This window comes from Microlunatus spumicola (assembly GCF_039536445.1).
GTDB classification, from domain to species: domain Bacteria; phylum Actinomycetota; class Actinomycetes; order Propionibacteriales; family Propionibacteriaceae; genus Microlunatus; species Microlunatus spumicola.
The window spans coordinates 85,623-109,264 of record NZ_BAAAYR010000002.1 but is presented as its reverse complement, the minus strand read 5'-3'; the positions used below and the strand labels follow the sequence as shown (position 1 = coordinate 109,264).

General features: G+C 73.5%; 19 protein-coding genes and 2 pseudogenes. 18 read left to right on the top strand and 3 right to left on the bottom strand.

Annotated elements, in window-relative coordinates:
- The first annotated feature begins 15 nt into the window (after positions 1-15).
- The 4 genes from purD (at position 16) to ABD665_RS09480 (ending at position 4,699) form a co-directional block, all read left to right on the top strand.
- Positions 16-1,296 carry a phosphoribosylamine--glycine ligase gene (purD, locus tag ABD665_RS09495; RefSeq protein ID WP_204913764.1) on the top strand — a complete coding sequence of 427 codons (1,281 nt, stop codon included), beginning with the start codon at positions 16-18 and terminating at the stop codon, positions 1,294-1,296.
- Complete coding sequence (gene purB, locus ABD665_RS09490; RefSeq protein WP_204910875.1) at positions 1,293-2,723, top strand: adenylosuccinate lyase; 1,431 nt, start codon at positions 1,293-1,295, stop codon at positions 2,721-2,723. Before purD ends, purB begins: the two co-directional genes overlap by 4 nt.
- A gap of 179 nt (positions 2,724-2,902) precedes the next feature.
- Positions 2,903-3,505 (top strand): WHG domain-containing protein, encoded by a 603-nt coding sequence (locus ABD665_RS09485; RefSeq protein ID WP_204910876.1) that lies wholly within the window; start codon positions 2,903-2,905, stop codon positions 3,503-3,505.
- 39 nt (positions 3,506-3,544) lie between these two features.
- Positions 3,545-4,699 (top strand): alpha/beta hydrolase, encoded by a 1,155-nt coding sequence (locus tag ABD665_RS09480; RefSeq protein ID WP_204910877.1) that lies wholly within the window; start codon positions 3,545-3,547, stop codon positions 4,697-4,699.
- Here ABD665_RS09480 and ABD665_RS09475 read toward each other — a convergent pair.
- On the bottom strand, positions 4,677-4,862 hold the full coding sequence (locus ABD665_RS09475; RefSeq protein WP_204910878.1) for a PspC domain-containing protein: 186 nt from the start codon (positions 4,860-4,862) through the stop codon (positions 4,677-4,679). The genes ABD665_RS09480 and ABD665_RS09475 overlap by 23 nt on opposite strands.
- A gap of 92 nt (positions 4,863-4,954) precedes the next feature.
- Here ABD665_RS09475 and ABD665_RS09470 point away from each other — a divergent pair.
- From ABD665_RS09470 to ABD665_RS09425, 10 genes and pseudogenes are all read left to right on the top strand, one after another.
- Positions 4,955-5,860, top strand: a pseudogene (locus ABD665_RS09470) (phosphoribosylaminoimidazolesuccinocarboxamide synthase); the annotation flags it as partial.
- Between the two features lie 97 nt (positions 5,861-5,957).
- Positions 5,958-6,926 (top strand): transporter substrate-binding domain-containing protein, encoded by a 969-nt coding sequence (locus ABD665_RS09465; protein ID WP_204910880.1) that lies wholly within the window; start codon positions 5,958-5,960, stop codon positions 6,924-6,926.
- Entirely contained in the window at positions 6,919-7,803 is an 885-nt protein-coding gene (locus ABD665_RS09460; RefSeq protein WP_204910881.1) for an ABC transporter permease subunit, read from the top strand. Before ABD665_RS09465 ends, ABD665_RS09460 begins: the two co-directional genes overlap by 8 nt.
- A gap of 32 nt (positions 7,804-7,835) precedes the next feature.
- Entirely contained in the window at positions 7,836-8,588 is a 753-nt protein-coding gene (locus ABD665_RS09455) for an ATP-binding cassette domain-containing protein (RefSeq protein ID WP_204913765.1), read from the top strand.
- Between the two features lie 62 nt (positions 8,589-8,650).
- Positions 8,651-9,799, top strand: coding sequence for an N-methyl-L-tryptophan oxidase (gene solA / locus ABD665_RS09450; RefSeq protein WP_204910882.1), 1,149 nt, complete (start codon positions 8,651-8,653; stop codon positions 9,797-9,799).
- Positions 9,800-9,892: 93 nt separating this feature from the next.
- Positions 9,893-11,059, top strand: coding sequence for an RtcB family protein (locus ABD665_RS09445; RefSeq protein ID WP_204910883.1), 1,167 nt, complete (start codon positions 9,893-9,895; stop codon positions 11,057-11,059).
- 155 nt (positions 11,060-11,214) lie between these two features.
- Positions 11,215-11,451, top strand: a pseudogene (gene purS, locus ABD665_RS09440) (phosphoribosylformylglycinamidine synthase subunit PurS); the annotation flags it as partial.
- Positions 11,452-11,552: 101 nt separating this feature from the next.
- Positions 11,553-12,233: a phosphoribosylformylglycinamidine synthase subunit PurQ gene (purQ, locus tag ABD665_RS09435; RefSeq protein ID WP_204910885.1), complete on the top strand. Its 681-nt coding sequence runs from the start codon at positions 11,553-11,555 to the stop codon at positions 12,231-12,233.
- 17 nt (positions 12,234-12,250) lie between these two features.
- Positions 12,251-14,308, top strand: coding sequence for a hypothetical protein (locus tag ABD665_RS09430; protein ID WP_204910886.1), 2,058 nt, complete (start codon positions 12,251-12,253; stop codon positions 14,306-14,308).
- A 67-nt stretch (positions 14,309-14,375) separates the two neighbouring features.
- Positions 14,376-15,749 (top strand): endonuclease/exonuclease/phosphatase family protein, encoded by a 1,374-nt coding sequence (locus ABD665_RS09425; RefSeq protein ID WP_204910887.1) that lies wholly within the window; start codon positions 14,376-14,378, stop codon positions 15,747-15,749.
- Between the two features lie 80 nt (positions 15,750-15,829).
- Here the strand turns inward: ABD665_RS09425 and ABD665_RS09420 are convergent, their stop codons facing one another.
- Together ABD665_RS09420 and ABD665_RS09415 are read right to left on the bottom strand one after the other, a co-directional pair.
- Entirely contained in the window at positions 15,830-16,474 is a 645-nt protein-coding gene (locus ABD665_RS09420) for a hypothetical protein (protein ID WP_204910888.1), read from the bottom strand.
- Positions 16,475-16,668: 194 nt separating this feature from the next.
- Positions 16,669-17,220 carry a hypothetical protein gene (locus ABD665_RS09415; protein WP_204910889.1) on the bottom strand — a complete coding sequence of 184 codons (552 nt, stop codon included), beginning with the start codon at positions 17,218-17,220 and terminating at the stop codon, positions 16,669-16,671.
- Positions 17,221-17,311: 91 nt separating this feature from the next.
- Between ABD665_RS09415 and purL the strand changes: the two genes are divergently transcribed.
- The 4 genes from purL to ABD665_RS09395 all read left to right on the top strand — a co-directional run bounded on the left by purL (position 17,312) and on the right by ABD665_RS09395 (position 23,634).
- Positions 17,312-19,579: a phosphoribosylformylglycinamidine synthase subunit PurL gene (gene purL / locus ABD665_RS09410; protein WP_204910890.1), complete on the top strand. Its 2,268-nt coding sequence runs from the start codon at positions 17,312-17,314 to the stop codon at positions 19,577-19,579.
- Positions 19,580-19,670: 91 nt separating this feature from the next.
- Positions 19,671-21,017 (top strand): M20/M25/M40 family metallo-hydrolase, encoded by a 1,347-nt coding sequence (locus ABD665_RS09405; RefSeq protein ID WP_204910891.1) that lies wholly within the window; start codon positions 19,671-19,673, stop codon positions 21,015-21,017.
- Positions 21,018-21,114: 97 nt separating this feature from the next.
- Entirely contained in the window at positions 21,115-23,136 is a 2,022-nt protein-coding gene (locus ABD665_RS09400) for a protein kinase domain-containing protein (RefSeq protein ID WP_204910892.1), read from the top strand.
- Positions 23,137-23,151: 15 nt separating this feature from the next.
- Positions 23,152-23,634 carry a hypothetical protein gene (locus ABD665_RS09395; protein ID WP_204910893.1) on the top strand — a complete coding sequence of 161 codons (483 nt, stop codon included), beginning with the start codon at positions 23,152-23,154 and terminating at the stop codon, positions 23,632-23,634.
- The last annotated feature ends 8 nt before the right edge of the window (positions 23,635-23,642 follow it).

Here is a 23,642-nt window from a genome sequence, read left to right as displayed (position 1 = left end):
GACGGCCGTACGCCGCTGCGGGTCCTGGTCCTCGGGTCCGGGGGCCGCGAGCACGCCCTCGCCCTGGCCCTCGCCCGCGACCCGCAGGTCGTCGAGGTGCACGTGGCGCCGGGCAACCCCGGCACCGCCGAGGTCGCGACCAACCACGCGGTGGACCCCCTGGACGGCGCCGCGGTCGCCGCGCTCGCCGCACGGCTCGACGTCGGCCTGGTGGTCGTCGGGCCGGAGGCGCCCCTGGTCCTCGGCGTCGCGGACGCCGTCCGGGCCCACGGCATCGCCTGCTTCGGACCGTCGGCCGCGGCGGCGCAGCTCGAGGGCAGCAAGGCCTTCGCCAAGGACGTGATGGAGCTCGCCGGAGTGCCGACCGCCGCCTCCCGGCTGTGCCGCGACGCCGACGAGGTGGCCGCCGCGCTGGACGCGTTCGGGCCGCCGTACGTGGTCAAGGACGACGGCCTCGCCGCCGGCAAGGGGGTCGTCGTCACCGAGGACCGCGCCGAGGCGCTGGCCCACGCGGCCGGGTGCGAGCGGGTCGTCGTCGAGGCCTACCTCGACGGGCCCGAGGTGAGCCTGTTCGCGGTCACCGACGGCACCACCGTCCGCGCGATGCAGCCGGCGCAGGACTTCAAGCGGGTCGGCGAGGGCGACAGCGGGCCGAACACCGGCGGCATGGGCGCGTACACCCCGCTGCCCTGGGCGCCGGCCGACCTCGTCGAGGAGGTCACCCGGCGCGTCCTCGAGCCGACCGTGGCCGAGATGGCCCGCCGCGGGGTGCCGTTCAGCGGGCTGCTCTACGCCGGTCTCGCGCTGACGTCGCGCGGGCTGCAGGTGGTCGAGTTCAACGCCCGGTTCGGCGACCCGGAGACGCAGCCGCTGCTCGCGCGCCTCGAGACGCCGCTCGGCGGGCTGCTGCACGCGGCGGCGACCGGGCGGCTGGCCGACGAGCCGGAGCTGGTCTGGTCCGACGACGCGGCGGTGGGCGTCGTGCTGGCCGCCGCGGGCTACCCCGGGACGCCGGTGACCGGCGGTGTGCTGACCGGCCTCGACGAGGCCGCCGCTGACGGCGCGCTCGTCGTGCAGGCCGGAACCGCAGCCGGGGCCGACGGCACGGTCGTCAGCAGCGGCGGCCGCGTCCTCACCGTGGTGGGGACCGGCGCCGACCTCACGCAGGCCCGCGGGGTCGCGTACGCCGGCATCGAACGGATCGGTCTGCCCGGGTCGTTCTACCGCCACGACATCGCCGCGGCCGCCGCCCGCACCGCCGCAGCCCCCACGATCGACGAGGAGACCGCGCGATGAGCGTGCCCAACGTGCTCGCCAACCGCTACGCGTCCCCGGAGATGCGGGCCGTCTGGTCCCCGGAGAACAAGGTCGTCGCGGAACGGCGGCTGTGGATCGCCGTGCTCTCCGCGCAGCGCGACCTCGGCGTCGACTTCGGCGGGGCGGACCCCGACGTGGTGATCGCCGCGTACGAGCGCGTCGTCGACGACGTCGACCTCGCCTCGATCGCGGCCCGCGAGCGGATCACGCGGCACGACGTGAAGGCGCGGATCGAGGAGTTCAACGCCCTCGCCGGCTTCGAGCAGGTCCACAAGGGCATGACCTCGCGCGACCTCACCGAGAACGTCGAGCAGCTGCAGATCCGCTCCGCGCTCGAGATCGTCCGCGACCGGGTCGTCGCCGCGCTCGTGCGGCTGGGGGAGCGGGCCGCCCAGTACGCCGACCTGCCGATGGCCGGGCGCTCGCACAACGTCGCGGCGCAGGTGACGACGCTGGGCAAGCGCTTCGCGACGGTGGCGAACGAGCTGCTGGTCGCGTACGCGCGGGTCGAGGAGCTCCTCGCCCGCTACCCGCTGCGCGGCGTCAAGGGTCCGGTCGGCACGGCGCAGGACATGCTCGACCTCGTCGACGGCGACGCCGGACGGCTCGCCGCGCTGGAGCAGCGCGTCGCCGAGCACCTGGGGTTCGCGAACGTGCTCGTCAGCACCGGCCAGGTCTACCCGCGCTCGCTCGACTACGAGGTGGTCACGGCGCTCGCGCAGGTCGCGGCCGCCCCGTCGAACCTCGCCACCTCGATCCGGCTGATGGCCGGGCTCGAGCTCGTGACCGAGGGCTTCCAGCCGGGCCAGGTCGGCTCCAGCGCGATGCCGCACAAGATGAACACCCGCTCCTGCGAACGCGTCAACGGCCTCGCCGTGGTCGTCCGCGGCTACGTCTCGATGGTCGGCGAGCTCGCCGGCGACCAGTGGAACGAGGGCGACGTCTCCGACTCCGTGGTCCGCCGGATCGCCCTGCCGGACGCGTTCTTCGCGATCGACGGGCTCTTCGAGACGTTCCTGACCGTGCTCGCCGACTTCGGCGCCTTCCCCGCCGTGATCGAGGCCGAGCTGCGCCGCTACCTGCCGTTCCTCGCCACGACCAAGGTCCTGATGGCCGCCGTCCGGCACGGCACCGGCCGCGAGACCGCGCACGAGGCGATCAAGGAGCACGCGGTCGCGGTCGCCCTCGGGATGCGCGAGACGGGCGGCGGCAACGACCTCCTCGACCGCCTCGCCGCCGACGACCGCCTGGGCATGAGCCGCGACGCCCTCGACGCCGCCCTCGCCGACCCGATCGACCTCACCGGCACGGCCCGTACGCAGGTGGCCACCCTCGTCGCCCGCATCGCCGACGTCGCCGCCACCCACCCCGCCGCCGCCGCGTACGAGCCCCGCCCGGTCCTCTAGCCCTGGTCGCTGGCTCGGGCCGCTGTCCCTCGTGTCCCAGGACTTTCACGTAAACGTGAAAGTTCCGTACTGACCACGGCAGATCTGCCGTGCAGAGCGAGGTCTTTCACGTTTACGTGAAAGACCTGGGGACTCGCGCCCACCAGGTGACGGCAAGTTGTCGGCGGTAAGTTGCCGGTGTGCGGTCGTACCACCACGGGGACCTGCGTGCGCAGCTGCTGGCGCGGGCGGCGGTCCTCGTCGCGCGGGACGGGGCGGAGGCGTTCAGCCTCCGGGCGGTCGCGGCCGAGCTCGGGGTCAGCCACACGGCGCCGCGGCACCACTTCGGGGACCGGCAGGGCGTGTTCACGGCGCTGGCGACCGAGGGGTACGCGCTGCTCGACGAGGCGCTCGCCGCGGCGGGGCCGCTCGGGTTCCGGGAGGTCGGGGTGGCGTACGTGCGGTTCGCCGTCGACCACCCCGGGCACTTCGCCGTGATGCACGCGCCCGACCTCGTGCACGCGGACGACCCGGGGCTGGTGGCGGCGGCGGACCGGACGAACCGCCGGCTCCGCGACGGCGTCGCGACGCTCTCGCCCGGCACCCCTGAGCAGGTCGCAGTCAGGGCCGCGGCCGCCTGGGCCCTGGTCCACGGCCTGGCCACCCTGGCCCTGAGCGGCGCCCTCGCCCACGACCACCTGGTCGGCGACGGGCCCGACGACCTGCGCCGCCTCGTGCTGCAGGCCACCTCCCTGCTCGACCTGCGACGTGACCCGGACCCCGATGACCCTCACGAGCACTGACCGGACGGCTTCCGGCGTCGGGCTCGTGCGGGCCGGGACGTGAGCTTACCGGGGCCCGACCGGCTCGTCGCGGGCCCGCAGGTCGGTCGCGGGCACCGGGGTCGTCGGCGTCTGGCCCGCGCCCTGCTGGTGGGTGCGTCGAGCGCTCTGGTGCTGCTGGTCGTGTCGCTCGCCACCGCCCCGGGCTGGCGTCCGCCCGCTGAACTTCCCCCGCTCGACGTCGCGCCGCACCCCGCCGTCGAACCCGTCGACCGGCACCTCCCGTACGCGGCCGTCGACCGGTCGAGCACGACGACGGCGAACGGTGCGCGGGCGCGGGTGGTCCGACCGCGCGGCGCCGAGGGCACCATCCCCGGGATCGTGCTGGTGGCCGGGTCGGGGGCGACGACGCGCGAGGACCTGGCGGACGAGGCGGAGGCGCTCGCGCGCGGCGGGCTCGCGGTGCTCACGTACGACAAGCGGCGCGGCTCCTCGGTGCTCCGGCCCGGGTACGCCGGGCTGGCCGACGACGCGCTCGCGGCGCTGGACGTCGTCGCTCGGCAACCCGGGGTGGACCCCGAGCGGGTCGGGCTGCTCGGCTACAGCGAGGGCGGCTGGGTCGTCCCGCTCGCCGCGCAGCGGGCGCCCGGGCGGGTCGCGTTCACCGTGCTGCTGTCGGCGCCCGTCGTGAGCCCGCTCGACCAGGCGTCGTGGACGCTCGACCGGCGGCTCGCTGCCGCGCCTCTCCGGGTGCGGGCGGCGGTCGGGAGCGGGTTGGCGATGGGACGGCCGCTGCTCGGCCACCTCGGGATCGACGTCCGGCCGGCGCTCGCCGCGATGCCGCAGCCGACGTACGCGGTCTGGGGTGCGGACGACCCGACGGTGCCCGTGCGGGTGGCCGTTGGACGGTTCCGAGAGGCGACCGGCGAGCGCGGCCGGGTCGAGGTGGTGGGTGGTGCGGGGCACCGCGTGCCCGTGGCGTCCGGCTGGGCGGAACGGGTGTCGGACTGGGTCCGCCGCGGCTACCCGCCGGACGCGGTCGTGCGGGGCGCGCAGCCGGTGGCGACCGAGGGGCTGCCGACGCTGCCGGGGGTGGGGTTCCGGACGGACCCCCGCCCCCAGCTCGCGGTGGCCGGGCTGGCGGCGCTCGTCGCGGGACTGTGGCCGCTGCGGCAGCCGGCCCCGCGGACGGTCAGAACTTCTCGTCGGGGATGAGGACCCAGCCGGCGACGTAGATCAGGATCTGCGGGCCGGGCAGCAGCAGGCTCGCGAGGAAGGCCGCCCGCACGAGGAAGGGGCTGACCCCGAAACGCTGGGCGATGGCGGCGCACACCCCCGCGATGACGCGACCGTTGCGGGGGCGGGAGAGCGAGGCCATGAGAGCCCTTTCGAGAGTGGTGGGGACGAGCCGTCCTGACCTCCACTGTGCCGTGCGGCAGGCTCTCCGCACCAGGCTAGGGTGGCGTGATCATGGACGAGCCAGGGTCAGCATCCGTGCCCTCCCTCGGCAGCTTCGCCGGGGTGCTGGACCTGCCGCTGGTCCACGCCGGCAAGGTGCGCGAGCTGTACGCGTACGGCCTGCCGGAGGGCCAGGGCGAGGGCCTGCTGATGGTGGCGACGGACCGCATCAGCGCCTTCGACTTCGTGCTCGACAGCCTCGTGCCCGACAAGGGCGCGGTGCTGACGCAGCTGTCGCAGTGGTGGTTCGCGCAGCTGGACGACATCGTCGAGAACCACGTGCTGAGCGACGACGACGTGCCGGAGGAGGTCTTCGGCCGCGCGGTCGTGTGCGAGCGGCTCGACATGGTCCCGGTGGAGTGCGTCGCCCGCGGCTACCTCACCGGGTCGGGCTGGGTGGAGTACCAGCAGAGCCGGTCGGTGTGCGGGGTGCCGCTGCCCGAGGGCCTCGTCGACGGCTCCCGCCTCCCCGAACCGATCTTCACGCCGGCGACCAAGGCCGCCTTCGGCGAGCACGACGAGAACGTCGACTTCGAGACCATGGTGCAGACCACCGGGCTCGAGCTCGGCGAGCAGCTGCGCGACCTGACGCTGGCGGTCTACGCACGGGCCGAGGAGGTCGCGCGCGGTCGCGGGCTGATCCTCGCCGACACCAAGCTCGAGTTCGGGCGACGAGTCGACGGAACCCTCGTGCTCGGCGACGAGGTCCTGACCCCGGACTCCTCGCGCTACTGGGACGCCGCCACCTGGGAGCCCGGCGCCCGGCTCGACGCCTTCGACAAGCAGTTCATCCGCAACTGGCTGCTGCACGAGTCCGGCTGGGACCGCGCCTCCGGCGGCGCCCCGCCGCCCGTCCCGGCCGAGGTGATCAGCGCCACCCGCGAGCGCTACCTGCAGGCGTACGAGCGGCTGACGGGTACCCCCTTCCGCCCCGCCTGAACCGTCGCGCCCCGGGGCGGACGGCGTCTCTGGACCACACTCTCCGGTCCAGACGTCGCACCGCAGGAGACGACCCGTGAACCGGACGACTCGCCCCACCCGTGCCCAGACCGCCGGACGCCGCCCCTCGGGGCTGGTCAGCAGCACCACCACCCTGCTTGCCACCACCGCCCTGCTCCTCCTCTCGGCCTGCGGAGGTGGCGCCGCGGACGGGGGCGCGCCCGCACCGGCCGGGGCGGCCCCGGCAGCGTCCGCCGCCACCGCCCACGCCGTCGTGCCCGAGGCGGCGGCGCTGGTGCCCGAGGCCGCGAAGACCAAGGGCACTTTGACGGTGGCGACCGGCGAGGGCTACCCGCCGTTCGAGTTCTACGCCGAGGACAACACGACCCTCCAGGGCGTCGACCCCGAGATCGCCACCGCCGTGGCCCAGAGCCTCGGGCTCCAGCCGGAGCTGCAGGTCCTCAAGTTCGACGGCGTCATCCCCGGCCTCCAGGGCGGGCGCTACGACGTGGCGGCGATCGCCATGGGCATCACCCCGGCCCGCAACAAGGTCGTCGACTTCGTCAGCTACTTCCAGGGCGGGACGTCGATCATGTACCCGGCCGGGAACCCGCTCGGGCTCACGCTCGACACGATGTGCGGCCACACCATCGCCGTGCAGCAGGGCACGATCTACGCCACCGACTACCTGCCGACGTTCATCAAGGCCTGCACGGACGGCGGCCAGCCGACGATCAACGTCTCGACCTACCCCGACCAGCCGGCCGCGACCCTCGCCGTGAGCAGCGGCCGCGCCGACGCCACGATCGGCGACTTCGGCCCGTTCGCGTACGTCGCGCAGCAGTCGAACGGCAAGTTCGAGGTCCTCGACGCCAACTACTCGCCCGCCCCGTACGGCCTCGCGGTGCCCAAGGGCTCCGAGCTCGCCCCGGCGATCGAGAAGGCCCTGGAGGCGCTCGTCGCCGACGGGACCTACGCGAAGACGCTGGAGAAGTGGGGCGTGAGCGCGGGCGCGATCAAGGACCCGGCAGTGACGCGTGGCTGACGCGTCCGCGGTCCCCGGCGCCGGCTCCTCGGCGCTCCCGCTGCAGGTCGTCCGGCTCAAGCACCCCGGGCGCTGGATCGCCGCCGGAGTCGTCGTGGTGCTGCTGGTCGCGCTGGTCAGCAGCCTGGTCACCAACGAGCGCTTCCGCTGGGACGTCGTCTTCGGCTACCTCTTCAGCGGCTCGATCCTGCTCGGGCTGCGCAACACGCTGCTGCTCACCGTGGCGGCCATGGTCGTGGGCGTGCTCCTGGGGGTCCTCCTGGCGGTCGCCCGCGAGTCGCGCAACCCGGTCCTGTCCGGGGTCGCCGGCGCGTACGTCGGCTTCTTCCGCGGGACCCCGCTGCTCGTGCAGCTGATCTTCTGGTTCAACCTGTCCGCGCTCTACCCGGTGATCTCGCTGGGCCTGCCCTTCGGGCCGTCGCTCGCGCTCGGCAGCGCGAACGTCCTGATCACCCCGTGGGTGGCGGCGATCCTCGGGCTCGGGCTGAACGAGGCCGCGTACATGGCCGAGATCGTCCGGGCCGGCCTGCAGTCGGTGGACGCCGGCCAGACCCAGGCCGCGCAGGCCCTCGGGATGACCGGCCGGCAGGTGTTCTCGCGCATCGTGCTGCCGCAGGCGCTGCGGGTGATCATCCCGCCGACGGGCAACCAGACGATCTCCATGCTCAAGACGACCTCGCTGGTCAGCGTGATCGCGCTGCCCGAGCTGCTCTTCGCCGCGCAGATCATCTACGCCCGCACGTACGAGGTCATCCCGCTCCTGATCACCGCGAGCCTCTGGTACCTCGCGCTGACCACCGTGCTGAGCATCGGCCAGGGGTTCCTGGAGCGTCGCCTGGGACGCGGCGACGCGTCGCGCCGCAGGGGGGTCGCGTGAGCACCCCGCAGCCCGCGGTCGAGACGCGGTCGATGGTCGTCGCCCGCGGGGTGCGCAAGTCCTACGGCGCGCACGAGGTGATCAAGGGCGTCGACCTCGAGGTCGCGCCGGGCGAGGTGCTGTGCCTGCTCGGGCCGTCGGGCTCGGGCAAGTCGACCTTCCTGCGCTGCATCAACCACCTCGAGCAGATCGACGCCGGCTGGATCAGCGTCGACGGCGAGCTGGTGGGCTACCGCGAGCACCGCGGCCGGCTCTACGAGCTGCGCGACGCCGAGATCGCCAGGCGGCGCAGCGAGATCGGGATGGTCTTCCAGCAGTTCAACCTCTTCCCGCACCTGTCGGTGCTGGAGAACCTCATGCAGGCGCCGCTGCGGGTCCGGCGCGAGGCCGCCGGTCCGGTGCGCGAGCGGTCGCTCGCGCTGCTCGACCGCGTGGGGCTGGCCGACAAGGCCGGTGCCTACCCGCGGCAGCTGTCCGGCGGGCAGCAGCAGCGCGTCGCCATCGCCCGGGCGCTGGCGATGCAGCCCAAGCTGATGCTGTTCGACGAGCCGACCTCCGCGCTCGACCCCGAGCTGGTGGGGGAGGTCCTCGACGTCATGCGCGGGCTCGCCGACGACGGGATGACCATGGTCGTCGTCACCCACGAGATCGGCTTCGCCCGCGAGGTCGCCGACACCGTCGCGTTCCTCGACGGCGGCGTGGTGGTCGAGGCCGGGCCACCGTCGCAGGTCTTCGACGCCCCGCAGCACGAGCGCACCCGGGCGTTCCTGGCCCGGGTCCTCTGACGGCCCGCCCGGTCCCGCAGGAGGACCCACGCGGGCAGGACCGTCTCGTGCAGGATCGGGGCATGGAGCACGTCGACGTCGCGGTCGTGGGCCTGGGGGCCCTCGGCAGCGCGACCGCCCACCAGCTGGCGCGACGCGGGCTGGACGTCGTCGGCTTCGAGCAGTTCGAGCTCGGCCACGTCCGCGGCGCCTCGCACGACACCTCGCGGATCGTGCGCCGGGCGTACGAGCGGCCCGAGTACGTGCGGCTGGCCGACGCCGCGTTCCGGGACTGGGCCGACCTCGAGGCCGCCACCGGCGAGACGCTGCTGACGCCGACCGGCGGGCTCACGTTCTGCCCGCCGGACGCCCGCCGCCCGGCCAGCGACTTCGTCGAGAGCCTGCGTCTCGTCGGGTGCGAGGTCGAGGAGCTGGACGCGGCGGCGGTGGGCGAGCGGTTCCCGGGGTTCCGGGTGCCGGACGGCGTCACGGCCGTCTACGACCCGTCGTCGGGGATCGCGCACGCCAGCCGGACGGTCGCCACCCTGCAGCTGCACGCCCGGATGGCGGGCGCGCGGCTGCGGCCCCGCTGCCCGGTGACCGCGCTGGACGACTCACACGGCGACGGGGTGGTGCTGACCACGGCGGCGGGGCCGGTGCACGCGGGGACCGTGGTCCTCTGCGCCGACGCCTGGACCAACCACCTGCTCGCCCCGCTCGGCGCCGCCGTCCCGCTGCGGGTGATGCAGGAGCAGGTCACCTACTTCGCCGCGGAACGTCCCGCCGAGCTCGCGCCGGGCCGGTTCCCGGTGTGGATCTGGGACGGCGAGGTCTGCTACTACGGCTTCCCGACGTACGGGGAGCCGACGGTCAAGGCGGCGCGGGACGTCTCCGAGCTGCTGACCGACCCGGACCGGCGCACCTTCGTGCCCGACCCGGGGCGCCTGCAGGAGCTGTGCGACTTCATGGCCGCGACGGTCCCCTGCAGCGGACCGCCGCTGCGCACCGTCACCTGCCAGTACACGTTGACCCCCGACCGGGACTTCGTCATCGACGCGGTCCCCGGCCACCCGGACCTGCTGCTCGGGCTGGGGGCGGCGCACGCGTTCAAGTTCACGCCGACCTTCGGCCGGGTGCTGGCCGACCTCGCCACGACCCGCGCGACGACCGAGGACCTGACGCCGTTCTGCGCGGACCGGGCCGCGCTGACGCTCCCCGTCGCCGCCGCGTAGCACCGCGTAAACCGGGCGCGCGAGCCGTTTTCGGCTGCCTAGGTTGTGCCGTCGCCCCACCGGGCGGACGGCAGGAGAGACGGAGGCAGGGACGTGGAGAAGCTCGAGGACAAGCTGTGGAGCTGGGCATCGATCCTGGAGGCGAGCACGCGCGAGCAGGCGGAGCGGACCTCCCGGATGCCCTTCGTCTTCCCGCACGTCGCGCTGATGCCCGACGCGCACCTCGGCCGTGGGGCGACCGTCGGTTCGGTGATCCCCACGCTCGGGGCCCTCATGCCGGCCGCGGTCGGCGTCGACATCGGCTGCGGCATGATCGCGGTCCGCACGCAGCTGCACGTGTCCGAGCTGCCGGCGGACCGGTCGGTCGTGCGGAAGTCGATCGAGCGCTCCGTGCCGCTGTCGGCGGGTCACAGCAACCGGAAGGTGCGCGAGACCGCGGAGCCGCGGGTCGCCGAGCTCGTCGCCCTCGCCGAGGAGACGGGCGTCGACCCGGAGCGCTACGGGAGCCACTGGGACCTGCAGCTGGGGTCGCTGGGCTCGGGGAACCACTTCATCGAGGTCAGCGCCGACGAGCAGGACCGCGTGTGGCTGTTCCTGCACTCGGGGTCGCGCGGGGTGGGCAACCGGATCGCCTCGCACCACGTCAAGGTCGCCCAGGCCCTGGCCACGCAGTGGTGGATCCCGCTCGCCGACCCCGACCTGGCCTACCTGGTCGAGGGCACCGAGGAGTTCGCGGCGTACGTGCGCGAGCTGCGGTGGGCGCAGCACTTCGCCCTGCTCAACCGCGAGGAGATGATGGACCGGGTCGTCCGGTGCGTCGCCGACTGGACGGGTACGCCGGTGGAGGAGCAGGAGCGGATCAACTGCCACCACAACTTCACCGAGCAGGAGCGGCACTTCGGGCGTGACGTCTGGGTGTCGCGCAAGGGGGCCATCGAGGCCCGACCCGGGCAGCCCGGCCTGATCCCGGGCTCGATGGGGACGGCCAGCTACGTGGTCGAGGGGCTCGGCAACCCGGTGTCGCTGAGCTCGTCGCCGCACGGGGCCGGCCGGGCGTTCTCGCGGTCGGCGGCGCGCAAGCGGTTCAGCGTCGAGGACCTGCGCGCGGCGATGGTCGGGATCGAGTTCCGGGACACGGAGGCGTTCGTCGACGAGATCCCGGGGGCGTACAAGGACATCGACCAGGTCATGGCCGACGCCGCCGACCTGGTGACGGTCCGCCACACGCTCCGCCAGCTCGTGAACGTGAAGGGCGCCTAGGGCGCATGTCCCGAGGTACGCCCCCTGAGCTTGTCGAAGGGCCTCGGAGAGGTCGGCTTCTCTTCCTCGGAAGCCGACCCGTTCCGGGCCCTTCGACAGGCTCAGGGGGCGTTCGTCGTTCCAGGCAGGGCGGCTCACTCCCTAGACTCACCCCCATGGCACGTGTGGTGGTCGACGTCATGCCCAAGCCCGAGATCCTGGACCCGCAGGGCAAGGCGGTGACCGGGGCGCTCGGGCGGCTCGGCTTCTCCGGCATCGCCGTGCGCCAGGGCAAGCGGTTCGAGATCGAGGTCGACGGGGAGGTCACCCCCGAGCGGCTGGCCGACATCGACCGCGCGGCGAGCACCCTGCTGGCGAACACGGTCATCGAGACGTACGACGTCCGCGTCGAGACCGACGTCGAGGGCACGGTCGACGCCGACGCGCCGACCTCGCTCGGCGGCACCGATCACCCGGGCCACACGATCGACCACCTGAACGAGGAGACCGTCTGATGGCGGCGCGGGTCGGGGTCGTCACCTTCCCGGGGTCGCTCGACGACACGGACGCCCTGCGGGCGATCCGGCTGTCCGGCGCCGAGGCCCTGCCGCTGTGGCACGGCAGCGACAGCCTCGACGGCGTCGACGCGGTCGTGCTGCCCGGCGGGTTCTCGTACGGCGACTACCTGCGCTGCGGCGCGATCGCCCGCTTCGCGCCCGTCATGGACGAGGTCGTCCGCGCCGCCGGGGCGGGGATGCCCGTGCTGGGCATCTGCAACGGCTTCCAGATCCTCTGCGAGGCGCACCTGCTGCCGGGCGCGCTGATCCGCAACGACGTCCGTACCTTCGTCTGCCGCGACCAGGGGCTCCGCGTCGAGTCCGACCGGACGGCGTGGTCCAGCCGGCTCGAGGTCGGCCAGGAGATCACCATCGTGCTCAAGAACGGCGAGGGCGGGTTCGTCGCCGACGCCGACACCCTCGAGCGGCTCGAGGGCGAGGGCCGGGTCGTGTTCCGCTACACCGGCGGCAACCCGAACGGCTCGCTGAACGACATCGCCGGCATCGCCAACGAGCGCGGCAACGTCGTCGGGATGATGCCGCACCCCGAGCACAACGTGGACGCCCTCACCGGCCCCTCGCTCGACGGGCGGCCGATCTTCGCGAGCGTGCTGGACTTCCTGGCCACGCGCGTCTGAGCGCCGGTCCGCAGCCCATGGGCAACCGGCCGAGAGCGCGTCAGGCGCCTGAACCCGTCCGCGTACGCCTGCCCCGGCGCGGTCGGGTCGTCGCGCTGCTGGTCCTCGCGGCCGTCGTCTTCGCGCTGCTGCGCGGCGTGCACGCGCTCGCCCCGGAACCCACCGAGAGCGCGGTCTTCACCGAGCACGTGGTGCTGGTCGGCGTGCCGGGCCGGTTCCAGCTGACCGACGCCGACCGTACGGTCCTGGCCGCCCACCTCGACGACGCCCAGGCCGGCGTCGTCTCGACCCGTCCGCGCTACGTCGGCGCGTGCGCGGCGGCCGGCTGGACCACGCTCGGCGCCGGCCGGCGGGCTGCCGTCGGGGACCTGTGCGACCCGGCCGTCACCGTCCAGGGCACCGGGGCCACGGTGGTCGACTGGGACGCGCGGCTCGCCACGGCCGCCGCCCGGCGCGGTGACGCCCGGCTGGGCACCCTGGCCGGGTCGGTACCGGGCTGCGTCGCCGCGGTCGGGCCCGGAGCGGCCCTCGCCGCCGCCCGCCCCGACGGGACGGTCGCCGCGTACGTGACGCCCGAGGCCTTCGTGGCCGGCGGGGAGAAGCTCACGTGCCCGGTGACGGTCGTCGACGCGGGCGCCGCCTCGGACCAGGTGGTCGCGGCCCTGGCGGCGCGCGACGACGTGACGCTGTTCGTCAGCGGGGTCGGGCCGGCCGCCGGTTCCGACGACCCCGGCCTCGGCGCCTTCTACCGGATCGGCACGACGCTGCCCGGCTTCGTCACCTCCGCCAGCACCCGCCGCGAGGGCATCGTCACGCTCACCGACCTCACGCGCGAGCTGGTCGACGCGGGGCGCGGTTCGGCGGCCGCCGTGGCGACCATCGACGGCTCGCCGCTCGCGGTCTACCCCTCGGACCTCTCGGTCGCGGCGATCGACGGGCAGAACCGCGAGGTCGCCGCGCTCTCCGACGCGTCGGTCACGGGCTACCTCTTCCTCGCGGCCGGCGGCACCCTGCTGGCCCTGGTCGCGCTGGTCGGCGCCTTCCGGCGTCGGTGGATCCTGCCCGAGGGCGTGCTGACGCTCGGTTCCGTGCTGCTGGCCGGGATGATGCTGACCGGCGCGGTCCCGTGGGCACGCTCTTCGTCGCCCGGGCTCGCCGTCGGCCTCACGGTCTGGGGCGTGATCGGCGTGCTCACCCTCCTGGCCGTCGCGGTCTCGCGCCGCACGTCGCTGCCGCCGCCCGTGGCCGGCGCGCTGATCTCGGTCGTCGCCTTCACCGTCGACGCGGCGCTCGGCGGCCCGATGGAACCCGGCTCGCTCCTCAACTCCCGCCCCGTCTACGGCCTGCGCTGGTACGGCTTCGGGAACGTGACCTTCGCCGCGTACGCCGGCGCCGTCCTGGTGCTCGCCGGCTGGGTGGCGCACCGGTTCCTGCTGCGCGACCGACGCCGGGCGGCGGTCGTCGCGGTGGCGGCGATCGGCCTCGGCGCCGTGGTCTGCGAGGGCTGGCCCTCGATGGGCAGCGACTTCGGCGGCGTGATCGGGCTGGTGCCGGCGGTGCTCTGGCTCTGCCTGACGCTGTCGGGGGTCCGCATCACCTGGCTGCGGCTGCTCCTGGTCGGCGCGGCCGCGGTGGTCGCCGTCGCGGCGATCTCGCTCGCGGACTGGGCGCGGGGGCCGGACCGGCGCAGCCACCTCGGGAACTTCGTCCAGCGCGTCATCGACGGCGACGCCCTCGACGTCGTGAGCCGCAAGGCCGTCGCCTCGTACGAGACCATCGCCTCCCCGCTGGGCGTCGGCTCGATCCTCGTCGGCGTCGCGCTGTGGTTCGTCATGTTCCGGTGGGCCGTGCCGCGGCTCAGCCCGGGGTTCACGACGCTGCGGGCGACGCTCGTGGCGATCCTGCTCGTGGCCGTCGTCGGCACCCTCGTGAACGACGGCGGCATCGGCGTCTGGCAGCCGGCCACCGCCGTGGCCACCACCGCCGTCGGCTGCCTCTGGGCGGCCCAGCTGCGGGCGAGGTCGCGCGGATCGAGTTCGGCCGGACCCCTGCAGCGACGGCACCCGAGGGCTTAACCTTGGCGAGGCGATCGGGGGCGTCGTCGAGCCGTGGTGCGCGAGCGCCCGCCAGCAGGGAGCACAAGTGCGTATTGCAGTCCGGGGTGCGGTGGCGATGGCCGCGCTCGTCGCCGTCTTCTCGGCGGTCCTGCCGACGTCGGCCTCGGCCGCCGGCAAGCCCGGTTCCGTGAAGAGCGTGGTGGCCAGCCCGGGCGCGGCCGTCGGCCAGATCAAGGTGAGCTGGAAGGCCAGCGGCTCCCGCACCGACAAGTTCCGCATCGAGACCGCGCTGACCCCGTTCGGCTCCTCGAACGACGGGCGCGGCGCGCAGTCGTTCACGGTCAGCGGCTCCAAGCGCTCGACCACCCTCAGCGCGAAGTCCGTCGCCAAGGCCGGCGCAGCCCCGGCCACCGGCAACCACCTCTACATCCGCGTGGTCGCCGTCGACGTCACCAAGCACGGCTCCCGCAAGGGCAAGGCCTCGGCCCTCGTGGCCACCACCGCGCGGGCCCTGCCGGCGCCCACGGTCGGCGTGCCCCTCCGCATCGCCAGCTACAACATCCGCAGCGCCAAGTACGACGGTGCGGACAAGCGCGACTGGGCCCAGCGGGCCTCGGGTGTCGCGGCCGACATCCTGGCCTCCAAGGCCGGGATCGTCGCGATCCAGGAGGCCAGCCCCGGGCGGTTCGGCGCGCTGCGCCAGACCGAGAGCCTGCAGGCGGCCCTGATCAAGGCCGACCCGACGATGGCCCGCTACACGATCACGCGGAGCACGGTCTACAACCCGCCGGGGACCCCGCACGGCAGCCAGGCCGCGCGGATCCTCTACGACGCGACGCGCTACCAGCTGCTCACGCCCTGCCCGGACGCGACGCTGGTCAACGGCAGGATGATCGACTACTCGGTCTCCTGCAGCTTCGACCTGCCCGTCCTCCCCGACGACGCGCCGACGTGGAAGCGGAGCGCCGCGTACGCCGAGTTCGCGGACCTGGCCACCGGCAAGCGGTTCCTCGTCGTGTCGGCGCACCTCGACTACCGGCACAGCGACAACCGCGCGACGGAGAGCCGGCTCAACGACCTCCGCCGCCTGCAGGCCGCCACCATCTGGGCCAACATGAACTCGATCCGCCAGGTCGACGAGCCCGTCATCGTGGCCGGTGACTTCAACGCCAGCCAGGCCGACAAGGGCGGCAACGGCCCGCACGACTTCCTCGTCGAGCAGGGCTTCTACGACGCCGCCGGGGCTGTGCAGCAGGTCAACCTCGAGCTGCCGAGCCTCAACCACTTCGACAAGGTCCTGAAGGCCGACCCGCAGGGCTACGCCCGCCGCGTCGACCAGATCCTCGTCTACGGGGCACCCGGGGCGAACCGGTTCACGCAGGTCGTCAAGCAGTCCGACCCGGCGCGCAACTCCGACCACAACATGGTCTACGCCGACCTCGTCCTGCCGACCGTCTGATCACGCTTCTCCGACAACGGGGAGGATCGTGCACCTCTGTGGTGCCGGATCCTCCCCGTTGTTCTTTCTTGGGCCTTGGCTCAGTGCGTGAGGACCTGGAGCTCGCCGACGGGGAGCGTGGTCGACGCCTGCTGGGTCAGCGGGATCGTGCCGCCGACGCCGTTGACCGACCAGTCGACCGCCCAGGTGCTGGTGGCCGTGATCGTGTAGTCGCCCCCAGGTAGCGACGGCTTCTCGTAGGTGTGGCCGCAGGCCGGTGACGGAGCGGCGGGTTCCACGGCCGGGGTCCACCGGGCCGTGAGGTCGGTGCACGTCAGGCGGGTCCCGTCGCCGAGGTCGAACGACGTGCTCTCCAGGTGCGCGTCCAGCCTCACCGTCAGGTCCGCGACCGTCGTCGACACCGGCGCGGGGTCGAGGTCACCCTCCGCCCACAACCAGTACGGGTAGCCCACCGCCGCGATCTTCCACTCGTTGACCTCCGGCGAGGGGCCGATGACCGGCTCCGGCGGCGTCAGGCGCAGCTGCGCGACGGCCGCGTACGCCGCCTCCTGCGGGCTGATCTGCGGCACGCCCGCGAGCTGACCCTGCTGCACCGGGCTGATCGTCCCCGTCAGGTCGCTTGGCACCGTGCAGAACGTCAGCCCCGCGCTCGAGCAGACGTCGTACGAGTTCCGTTGGGTGGTGTACGCGAGGTAGTCGCTCGTCGGGCGATTGCTAGTGGCCAAGCGCTGTTGCTTGCTTACGGGAGCAGAACGCTTCGAGCCCTCGGCCTTGCGCCCTCCTGTGCCCTTCTTGTTGTGATGGCTGTGTGCCGAGAGCGTGGCTCCCTGGCTATCGGTTCCAAGGCCATCGACGGCTTGAGCTTGAGTCGGCATGGTCGCTAACGCAGTCGTTGCGACCAACCCCGCAAAGACCCTCTTCACTCGCACGATGAGGCCTTCTTCCCGGTGCCATCCCAGACCCGCCAAACGCCATCGATCTTCCGCACTTCAACGCGAGCAGTGCGGATTTCTCCTTTTCCGGTCTGCTTGCCCTGACGGTCGAAGTCTCTGACGCTGGTGCTGTCTTCGCAGACGTCCAGAAGCAGACTGTCGGCCGAGTAGCCCTCGGGCCGCACGTACCCGGTGCGCTCGGTGCCGGTGGAGTGCACTCCTTCACCGCGGTAGGCCTGCGCAAGTTCTGTGAAGTACTTCAAGTAGGGCCCGGCCGCCGTCGCCTTCATCTTGGTCGTGGCCGACTTGGAGCCTCCGGCCCCCAGCACCCGGTAGAACTCCGCGCGGAACTCCCGGTAACTGGTCTCCGCGGCTGCGTAGGCGAGGCGTTCCTCGCGTTCCTGGGCGTTCTCGGTGGGCGTCGGGGCGCTGCTCGTGGCCGGCGGGGCGGGCGGGTCGGCGGGGGTGCAGGCGCTGCCCAGGAGCGTCGCCAGGCAGGCGGACACGACGAACCACCGCCCCGCCACCTTGCGCGTCATCCGACAACCCCCCGGTCAGGATGGACACGTTACCGAGTTCACGCCACGTGAGCGCAGGTTCCTGTGGATAACCGACCGGTACGGTGAGGCCGTGGTCGACACGGTCCAGAACGCTGCCCGCACCCCCGACCAGGCCCAGCCGTGGTCGGAGCTGGGGCTCACCGCCGACGAGTACGGCCGCATCACCACCATCCTCGGGCGCCGGCCGACCGGCGCCGAGCTGGCGATGTACTCGGTGATGTGGTCGGAGCACTGCTCGTACAAGTCCTCGAAGGTGCACCTGCGCCGCTTCGGCGAGGTGCCCGACACGACGCCGAACGGGAGCCACCTGCTCGCCGGCATCGGTGAGAACGCGGGCGTCGTCGACATCGGCCAGGGCTACGCGGTCACGTTCAAGGCCGAGTCGCACAACCACCCGAGCTACGTGGAGCCCTACCAGGGGGCGGCTACCGGGGTCGGCGGCATCGTCCGCGACATCCTCGCCATGGGTGCGCGCCCGATCGGGATCATGGACCCGCTGCGCTTCGGCCCGCTGCACGAGCCCGACACGGCGCGCGTGCTGCCGGGGATCGTCGCGGGCGTCGGCGGCTACGGCAACTGCCTCGGCCTGCCGAACATCGGCGGTGAGGTCGTCTTCGACCGGACCTACCTCGGCAACCCGCTGGTCAACGCGCTCTGCGTGGGCGTCCTGCGCCACGAGGACCTGCACGTCGCCAAGGCGACCGGCGCGGGCAACCAGGTGATCATGTACGGCGCGGCGACGGGCGGGGACGGCATCGGCGGGGCCTCGATCCTCGCGAGCGAGACGTTCGACGCGACGAAGCCGTCGAAGCGGCCGGCCGTGCAGGTGGGCGACCCGTTCATGGAGAAGCTCCTCATTGAGTGCACGCTCGAGCTCTTCGCCGCCGGGATCGTCACGGGCATCCAGGACTTCGGCGCCGCGGGCATCTCCTGCGCCACCTCCGAGCTGGCTGCGGCGGGCGACGGCGGCATGCACGTCGAGCTCGACCTCGTGCCGCTGCGCGACCCCTCGCTCAGCCCCGAGGAGATCCTCATGAGCGAGTCGCAGGAACGCATGATGGCCGTCGTCGAGCCCGGCGACGTCGACGCCTTCATGGCGATCTGCCGCAAGTGGGACGTGCTCGCCACCGTCGTCGGCGAGGTCACCGAGGACGACCGGCTGATCATCGACTGGCACGGCGAGACCGTGGTCGACGTCGACCCGCGCACCGTCGCGCACGAGGGGCCCGTCTACCACCGCCCGTACGCCCGCCCCGACTGGCAGGACGAGGTCCAGGCGAACGGCTCGGACTCCCTCGCGCGTCCCGGCACCGGGGACGAGCTCGCCGAGACGTTGCTGCGCCTGACCTCCTCCCCGAACCTCTGCGACAAGTCGTGGGTCACCGACCAGTTCGACCGGTACGTCCGTGGCAACTCCGTCCTCGCGCAGCCCGAGGACGCCGGGATGCTGCGCATCGACGAGGAGACCGGTCTCGGCGTGGCGCTCGCGACGGACTGCAACGGCCGCTTCGCCCTGCTCGACCCGTACGCCGGCGCGCAGCTCGCCCTGGCCGAGGCCTACCGGAACGTCGCCTGCAGCGGCGCTGAGCCGGTCGCGATCACCGACTGCCTGAACTTCGGCTCGCCGGAGGACCCGGCGATCATGTGGCAGTTCACGCAGGCGATCGACGGGCTCGTCGCCGCCTGCCAGACCCTCGGCACGCCCGTGACCGGCGGCAACGTCAGCTTCTACAACCAGACGGGCACGACCCCGATCCTGCCGACGCCGGTCGTCGGGGTGATGGGCGTCATCGAGGACGTGACCCGGCGGACGCCGGTCGGCTTCGCGGCCGAGGGGGACGCGGTCTACCTGCTCGGCGAGACCCGCGACGAGCTCGACGGCTCCGCCTGGGCCGACGTCGTCCACGACCACCTCGGCGGGCTCCCGCCGCGGGTCGACCTCCTCCACGAGCAGCGCCTCGCGCAGGTGCTGGTCCGCGCCAGCCGCGACGGCCTCCTGCGCAGCGCGCACGACCTCTCCGACGGCGGCCTCGCCCAGGCGCTCGTGGAGTCCTGCCTGCGCCGCGACCACGGGGTGGAGGTCACGCTGCCCGAGGGGGCGGACCCGTTCGTCGCGCTCTTCTCGGAGAGCACGGGCCGCGTGCTCGTCTCGCTGTCGCCGGACCTCGAGCAGGACCTCGTCGCGCTGTGCGGCGGGGCCGACATCCCGCTCGCCCGGCTCGGGACGGTGACGACCCCGTCCGGTCCGACGGTCGCCGTCGCCGGCCAGTTCGAGCTTTCGCTGGCCCAGATCCGCGCCGGTTGGGAAGCCACGATCCCGGCCGTCCTCGCCTCCTAGTCCGCAGACCTCCCGCTTGTGCATCGAGTTCGGTGCACACGTGGCAACCCTCGCGGGCCGAGGGCGTTGGACGTCTTCGTAGGCTGCCGCGGTGAGCCTCCACGACACCGTCCACGCCCAGCAGCCCCGCCTCCGTGCCGACCTGGCCGACCTCGTCGCCATCGCGTCGGTCAGCGCGGACCCCGCCCGCGTCGACCAGGTCCACCGGTCGGCGGAGACGGTCGCGGCGCTGCTCACCGACGCCGGCTGCCCGGACGTCCGGATCGTGGCGGCCGGCGGCATGCCCGCCGTCATCGGCCGCTACCCGGCACCCGCTGGCCGGCCCACGGTCTGCCTCTACGCGCACCACGACGTCCAGCCCGAGGGTGACCCCGCCGCCTGGGTGACGCCCGCGTTCGTCGCCACCGAGCGGGGCGACCGGCTCCACGGGCGGGGGAGCGCCGACGACAAGGGCGGGTTCGCGGTGCACCTCGCCGCGCTCCGGGCGTTCGACGGGCGTCCGCCCGTCGGGGTCACCGTGTTCGTCGAGGGCGAGGAGGAGATCGGTTCGCCGAGCCTCGAGCGCCTCCTCGCGCAGGAGCACGATGCCCTGGCCGCCGACGTCTTCGTGATCGCCGACTCGGGGAACTGGGAGGTGGGCACGCCCGCGTTCACCACGTCGCTGCGCGGCCTCGCGGACTGCGTCGTCACCGTCTCGACGCTCGACCACGCGATCCACTCGGGCAGCTTCGGCGGGCCGGTGCCCGACGCGCTCACCGCGCTCTGCCGCCTGCTGGCGACCCTGCACGACGAGCGCGGGGACGTCGCCGTCGCCGGGCTGGGCGTGGCCGAGCGGCCCGCCCTCGACTACCCCGAGGACCGGTTGCGCGCCGAGTCCGGCCTCCTGGACGGCGTCAGCCTGACCGGCACCGGAACCGTCGCCGAACGTCTCTGGTGCAAGCCCGCGCTGGCCGTCATCGCGCTCAGCACGACGCCGGTCGCCCAGGCGTCCAACACCCTGATCCCGTCCGCGCAGGCCAAGATCAGCCTCCGCGTGGCGCCCGGCGACGATGCCGACGCGGCCCTCGAGCACCTGGAACGGCACCTCCGCGAGCACGCGCCCTGGGGAGCCCGCGTCGACGTCGCGCGCGGCGACACCGGGCAGCCGTCGCGGATCCCGTTCGAGGGCCCGTACGCCGAGGTCGCGCAGGCGGCGTTCCGCGAGGCGTGGAAGACCGACGCCGTGTTCCTGGGGCAGGGCGGCAGCATCCCGATGGTCGCCGCCTTCCGTGACGCCTTCCCGGACGCGACGGTCCTCGTCACCGCGGTCGCCGACCCCGACAGCCGTCCGCACGGCGCCAACGAGTCGCTCGACCTGAACGATCTCGAGCGCGCCTGCGTGGCCGAGGCGCTGATGCTCGAGCGGTTCGCGGTGGTTCAGAGCCCCGACCAGGGCTGACGCTCCCGATCGGCCTGTGCAGAGCGGGCTCGGGAGACCTCCGGCCCGGTTACCGTTGGCGCGTCCTGAACGGGTGCTGTCGAGAGGCTGGTGGAGCGTGCCCCCCGAGGCCTTCGACAGCGCCCTCGGCGCCTCGTACGTGCTCGACGAGCGCATCGGGCGTGGGGCGACGGGCGAGGTGTGGCGCGGGACCGACCGCCGGACCGGCGAGACGGTCGCGGCCAAGGTCCTGCACCGCGAGCACCTCGAGGACGGGACGCTCGTCGAGCGGTTCGTCCGGGAACGGTCGATCCTGGTCGGCCTCCGGCACCCGAACGTCGTCGCCGTCCGTGACCTCGTCGTCGAGGGCGACCGGCTCGCGATCGTCATGGAGCACGTCGGCGGGGGTTCGCTGCGCGACACCCTGCGCGAACGCGGACCCCTGCGCCCGGCCGTCGCGTTCCGGGTCGTCGCGTCCGTCCTCGACGGCCTCGCGGCGGCGCACGACCGGCACGTCGTGCACCGGGACCTCAAGCCCGACAACGTGCTGCTGGCGTCGGCCTGGGAGTACCTCGGTCCGGGCGCGGTCAAGCTGTCGGACTTCGGCATCGCGGAGATGGTCGCCGACCGGACGGGCACCAGCTCCGGGCTGATCGGCACGCCCGAGTACATGGCTCCCGAGCTGCTGGTGACCGGAGGCGGGGACCTGCCGGCCGACGTGTACGGCGCGGGGATCCTCCTGTACGAGCTGCTGGCCGGTCGGACGCCCTTCGCGGGTCCGGGCACCGGGTACGCGGTCGCCCACCGGCACGTTACGAGCGAGCCGCCGCGCCTGCCGGTCCCCGACCCCGTGTGGGACGCGATCGCCGGGATGCTGGCGAAGGACCCCGCGCGCCGCCCGACGGCCCGCGTCGCCGCCGCCCTGCTCCGGCGGCTCGCGCCGAGCGTCAGCGGGCTCGAGGCGCTCGACGCGCAGGCCACGCCCGAGGACTTCCGGTCGGCCGGTGGCCCGGCGACGGAGGTTCGAGGGCTCGTCCCGCCGACGACCGGCAAGGCCGGGGCCGAGGAGGACGCCGGAGCGACGACGACCGACGGGTCCAGCACCACCGACACCCCCACCGAGCCGCTCCCCGAGCTCGGGACGTCGAGCCAGGACACGATGCTCCGGGCGATGCCCGTGCTTCCGGCGGAGACGACGCCCCGGCCGACGTCGACCTCGGAGGGCACCCGGCGCTGGCGCCTCCGCGACCGTCGCTCCCTGGCGCTGATCGCCGCGGGCGTCGTGCTCGTGGCGCTCGGCGTGTTCTGGGTCGTGCGTACGGCGGGTTCGTCGGGGCCGGTGGCCCAACCCTCGGCCGCACCCGTCCAGGCGCAGCAGCAGAGCACGGTGCGCCCGTCCGGGCTGGGTATCAGCCGCTCCGCCACCTGGGACCCGTCGAGCGCGACCGCGCAGGTCACCATCACCTACTCGGCGCAGGCCGCACCGCTGCGGGGGCCGTTCCTGGAGGTCCTGCCCGGCCTCGACCCGGCTGGTTCCGCCTGCCCGGCCGTCAGCTGGCAGCAGGGGACCGCCCGACCGAACGTCCGCTCCGTCACCGGCATCGAGACGCCCTGCGCCTGGTCGGTCGACCCCGGTGCAATCGCTGCGCAGGGCAGCGTGACGGCGACGGCGAGCGTCCCGCTTGCGCTCGGCGGTGCCGACCCGACCTCGGCCCTGCAGGAGTGGCTCAGGTCGGCCGGGGAGGCGACGGACGGGGCCACCAGCGACGCCGAGGTGACGAGCACCGCCTACCCGGCCCAGCGCCTCACCGACATCCGGGTCCAGGGGCCTGCCCGCACGGTCAGCAGCCGAACCCTCACCATCTCGCTCCTGCCGGTCTGGCCGAGCGGCCCGGACGAGCTGCACCCCCTGTTCCAGAGCCCGCCCCAGGGCAAGCCGGCCCAGGCGCTCGTCGCGGTGGCGGGCGGCACGAGCGGGGTCCGCTTCTCGGACGGGTGCTCCGGCGCGCTCGACGTCTCCAAGGACGGCCTCGTCGTCGTTGCGCAGTCGGTCGCGCAGGACTGCCAGATCGGCGCCCGCGTCGGCAACTTCACCGACCTGACCAGCGACCCGTTCGAGATCACGACCCGGGGGAGCTGACGCGAGCCGACATCGATGCGGATCCGGCCGGGCAGACGCGGTCAGATCCGCAGCGATCCTTCTTCCGCACGGGACGGCGCCGAGACTGGGCGCGTGGAACCAGAGGAGAGCGACCCGACCCTGCTCGTCGGTCGGCACGTGGTCGAGGTGGGCATCCGGCAGGTGCACCCGTTCCTGACCTTCGCCGACCACGCCTCCGGAAGGGAGGTCCGGCTGTACGTCGACGCTCCCCTTCGCGTGCTTCCTGACCCCTCGGTGTTCCGGCAGGACGACGACGGACTCCTCCCGGCGCTGGAGCGGGTCAACCTGCTGACGGTGGACGCGGTGCGAGTCGTCGGCGGGGCGCTCGAGGTGACGCTGGAGGACCAGCTGCTGTGGGTCGACGGCGAGCCGAACGAGCTCACGACCCACGCTCCCTGGTGGTTCGGTGTGCAGCTGCCGGGCTCAGACCCGAGCGCTCGCAGCGCCCCTTACCCAAGCGTGCGACCGGAGAGCTGATCTCCGCC

Coding starts and splice junctions, on each gene's coding strand:
- solA (WP_204910882.1), top strand. CDS start 8,651: ATGGAGCACGTCGACGTCGCGGTCGTGGGCCTGGGGGCCCTCGGCAGC.
- purQ (WP_204910885.1), top strand. CDS start 11,553: ATGGCGGCGCGGGTCGGGGTCGTCACCTTCCCGGGGTCGCTCGACGAC.
- ABD665_RS09455 (WP_204913765.1), top strand. CDS start 7,836: ATGGTCGTCGCCCGCGGGGTGCGCAAGTCCTACGGCGCGCACGAGGTG.
- ABD665_RS09475 (WP_204910878.1), bottom strand. CDS start 4,862: ATGGCCTCGCTCTCCCGCCCCCGCAACGGTCGCGTCATCGCGGGGGTG.
- purB (WP_204910875.1), top strand. CDS start 1,293: ATGAGCGTGCCCAACGTGCTCGCCAACCGCTACGCGTCCCCGGAGATG.
- ABD665_RS09430 (WP_204910886.1), top strand. CDS start 12,251: ATGGGCAACCGGCCGAGAGCGCGTCAGGCGCCTGAACCCGTCCGCGTA.
- ABD665_RS09415 (WP_204910889.1), bottom strand. CDS start 17,220: ATGACGCGCAAGGTGGCGGGGCGGTGGTTCGTCGTGTCCGCCTGCCTG.
- ABD665_RS09395 (WP_204910893.1), top strand. CDS start 23,152: ATGCGGATCCGGCCGGGCAGACGCGGTCAGATCCGCAGCGATCCTTCT.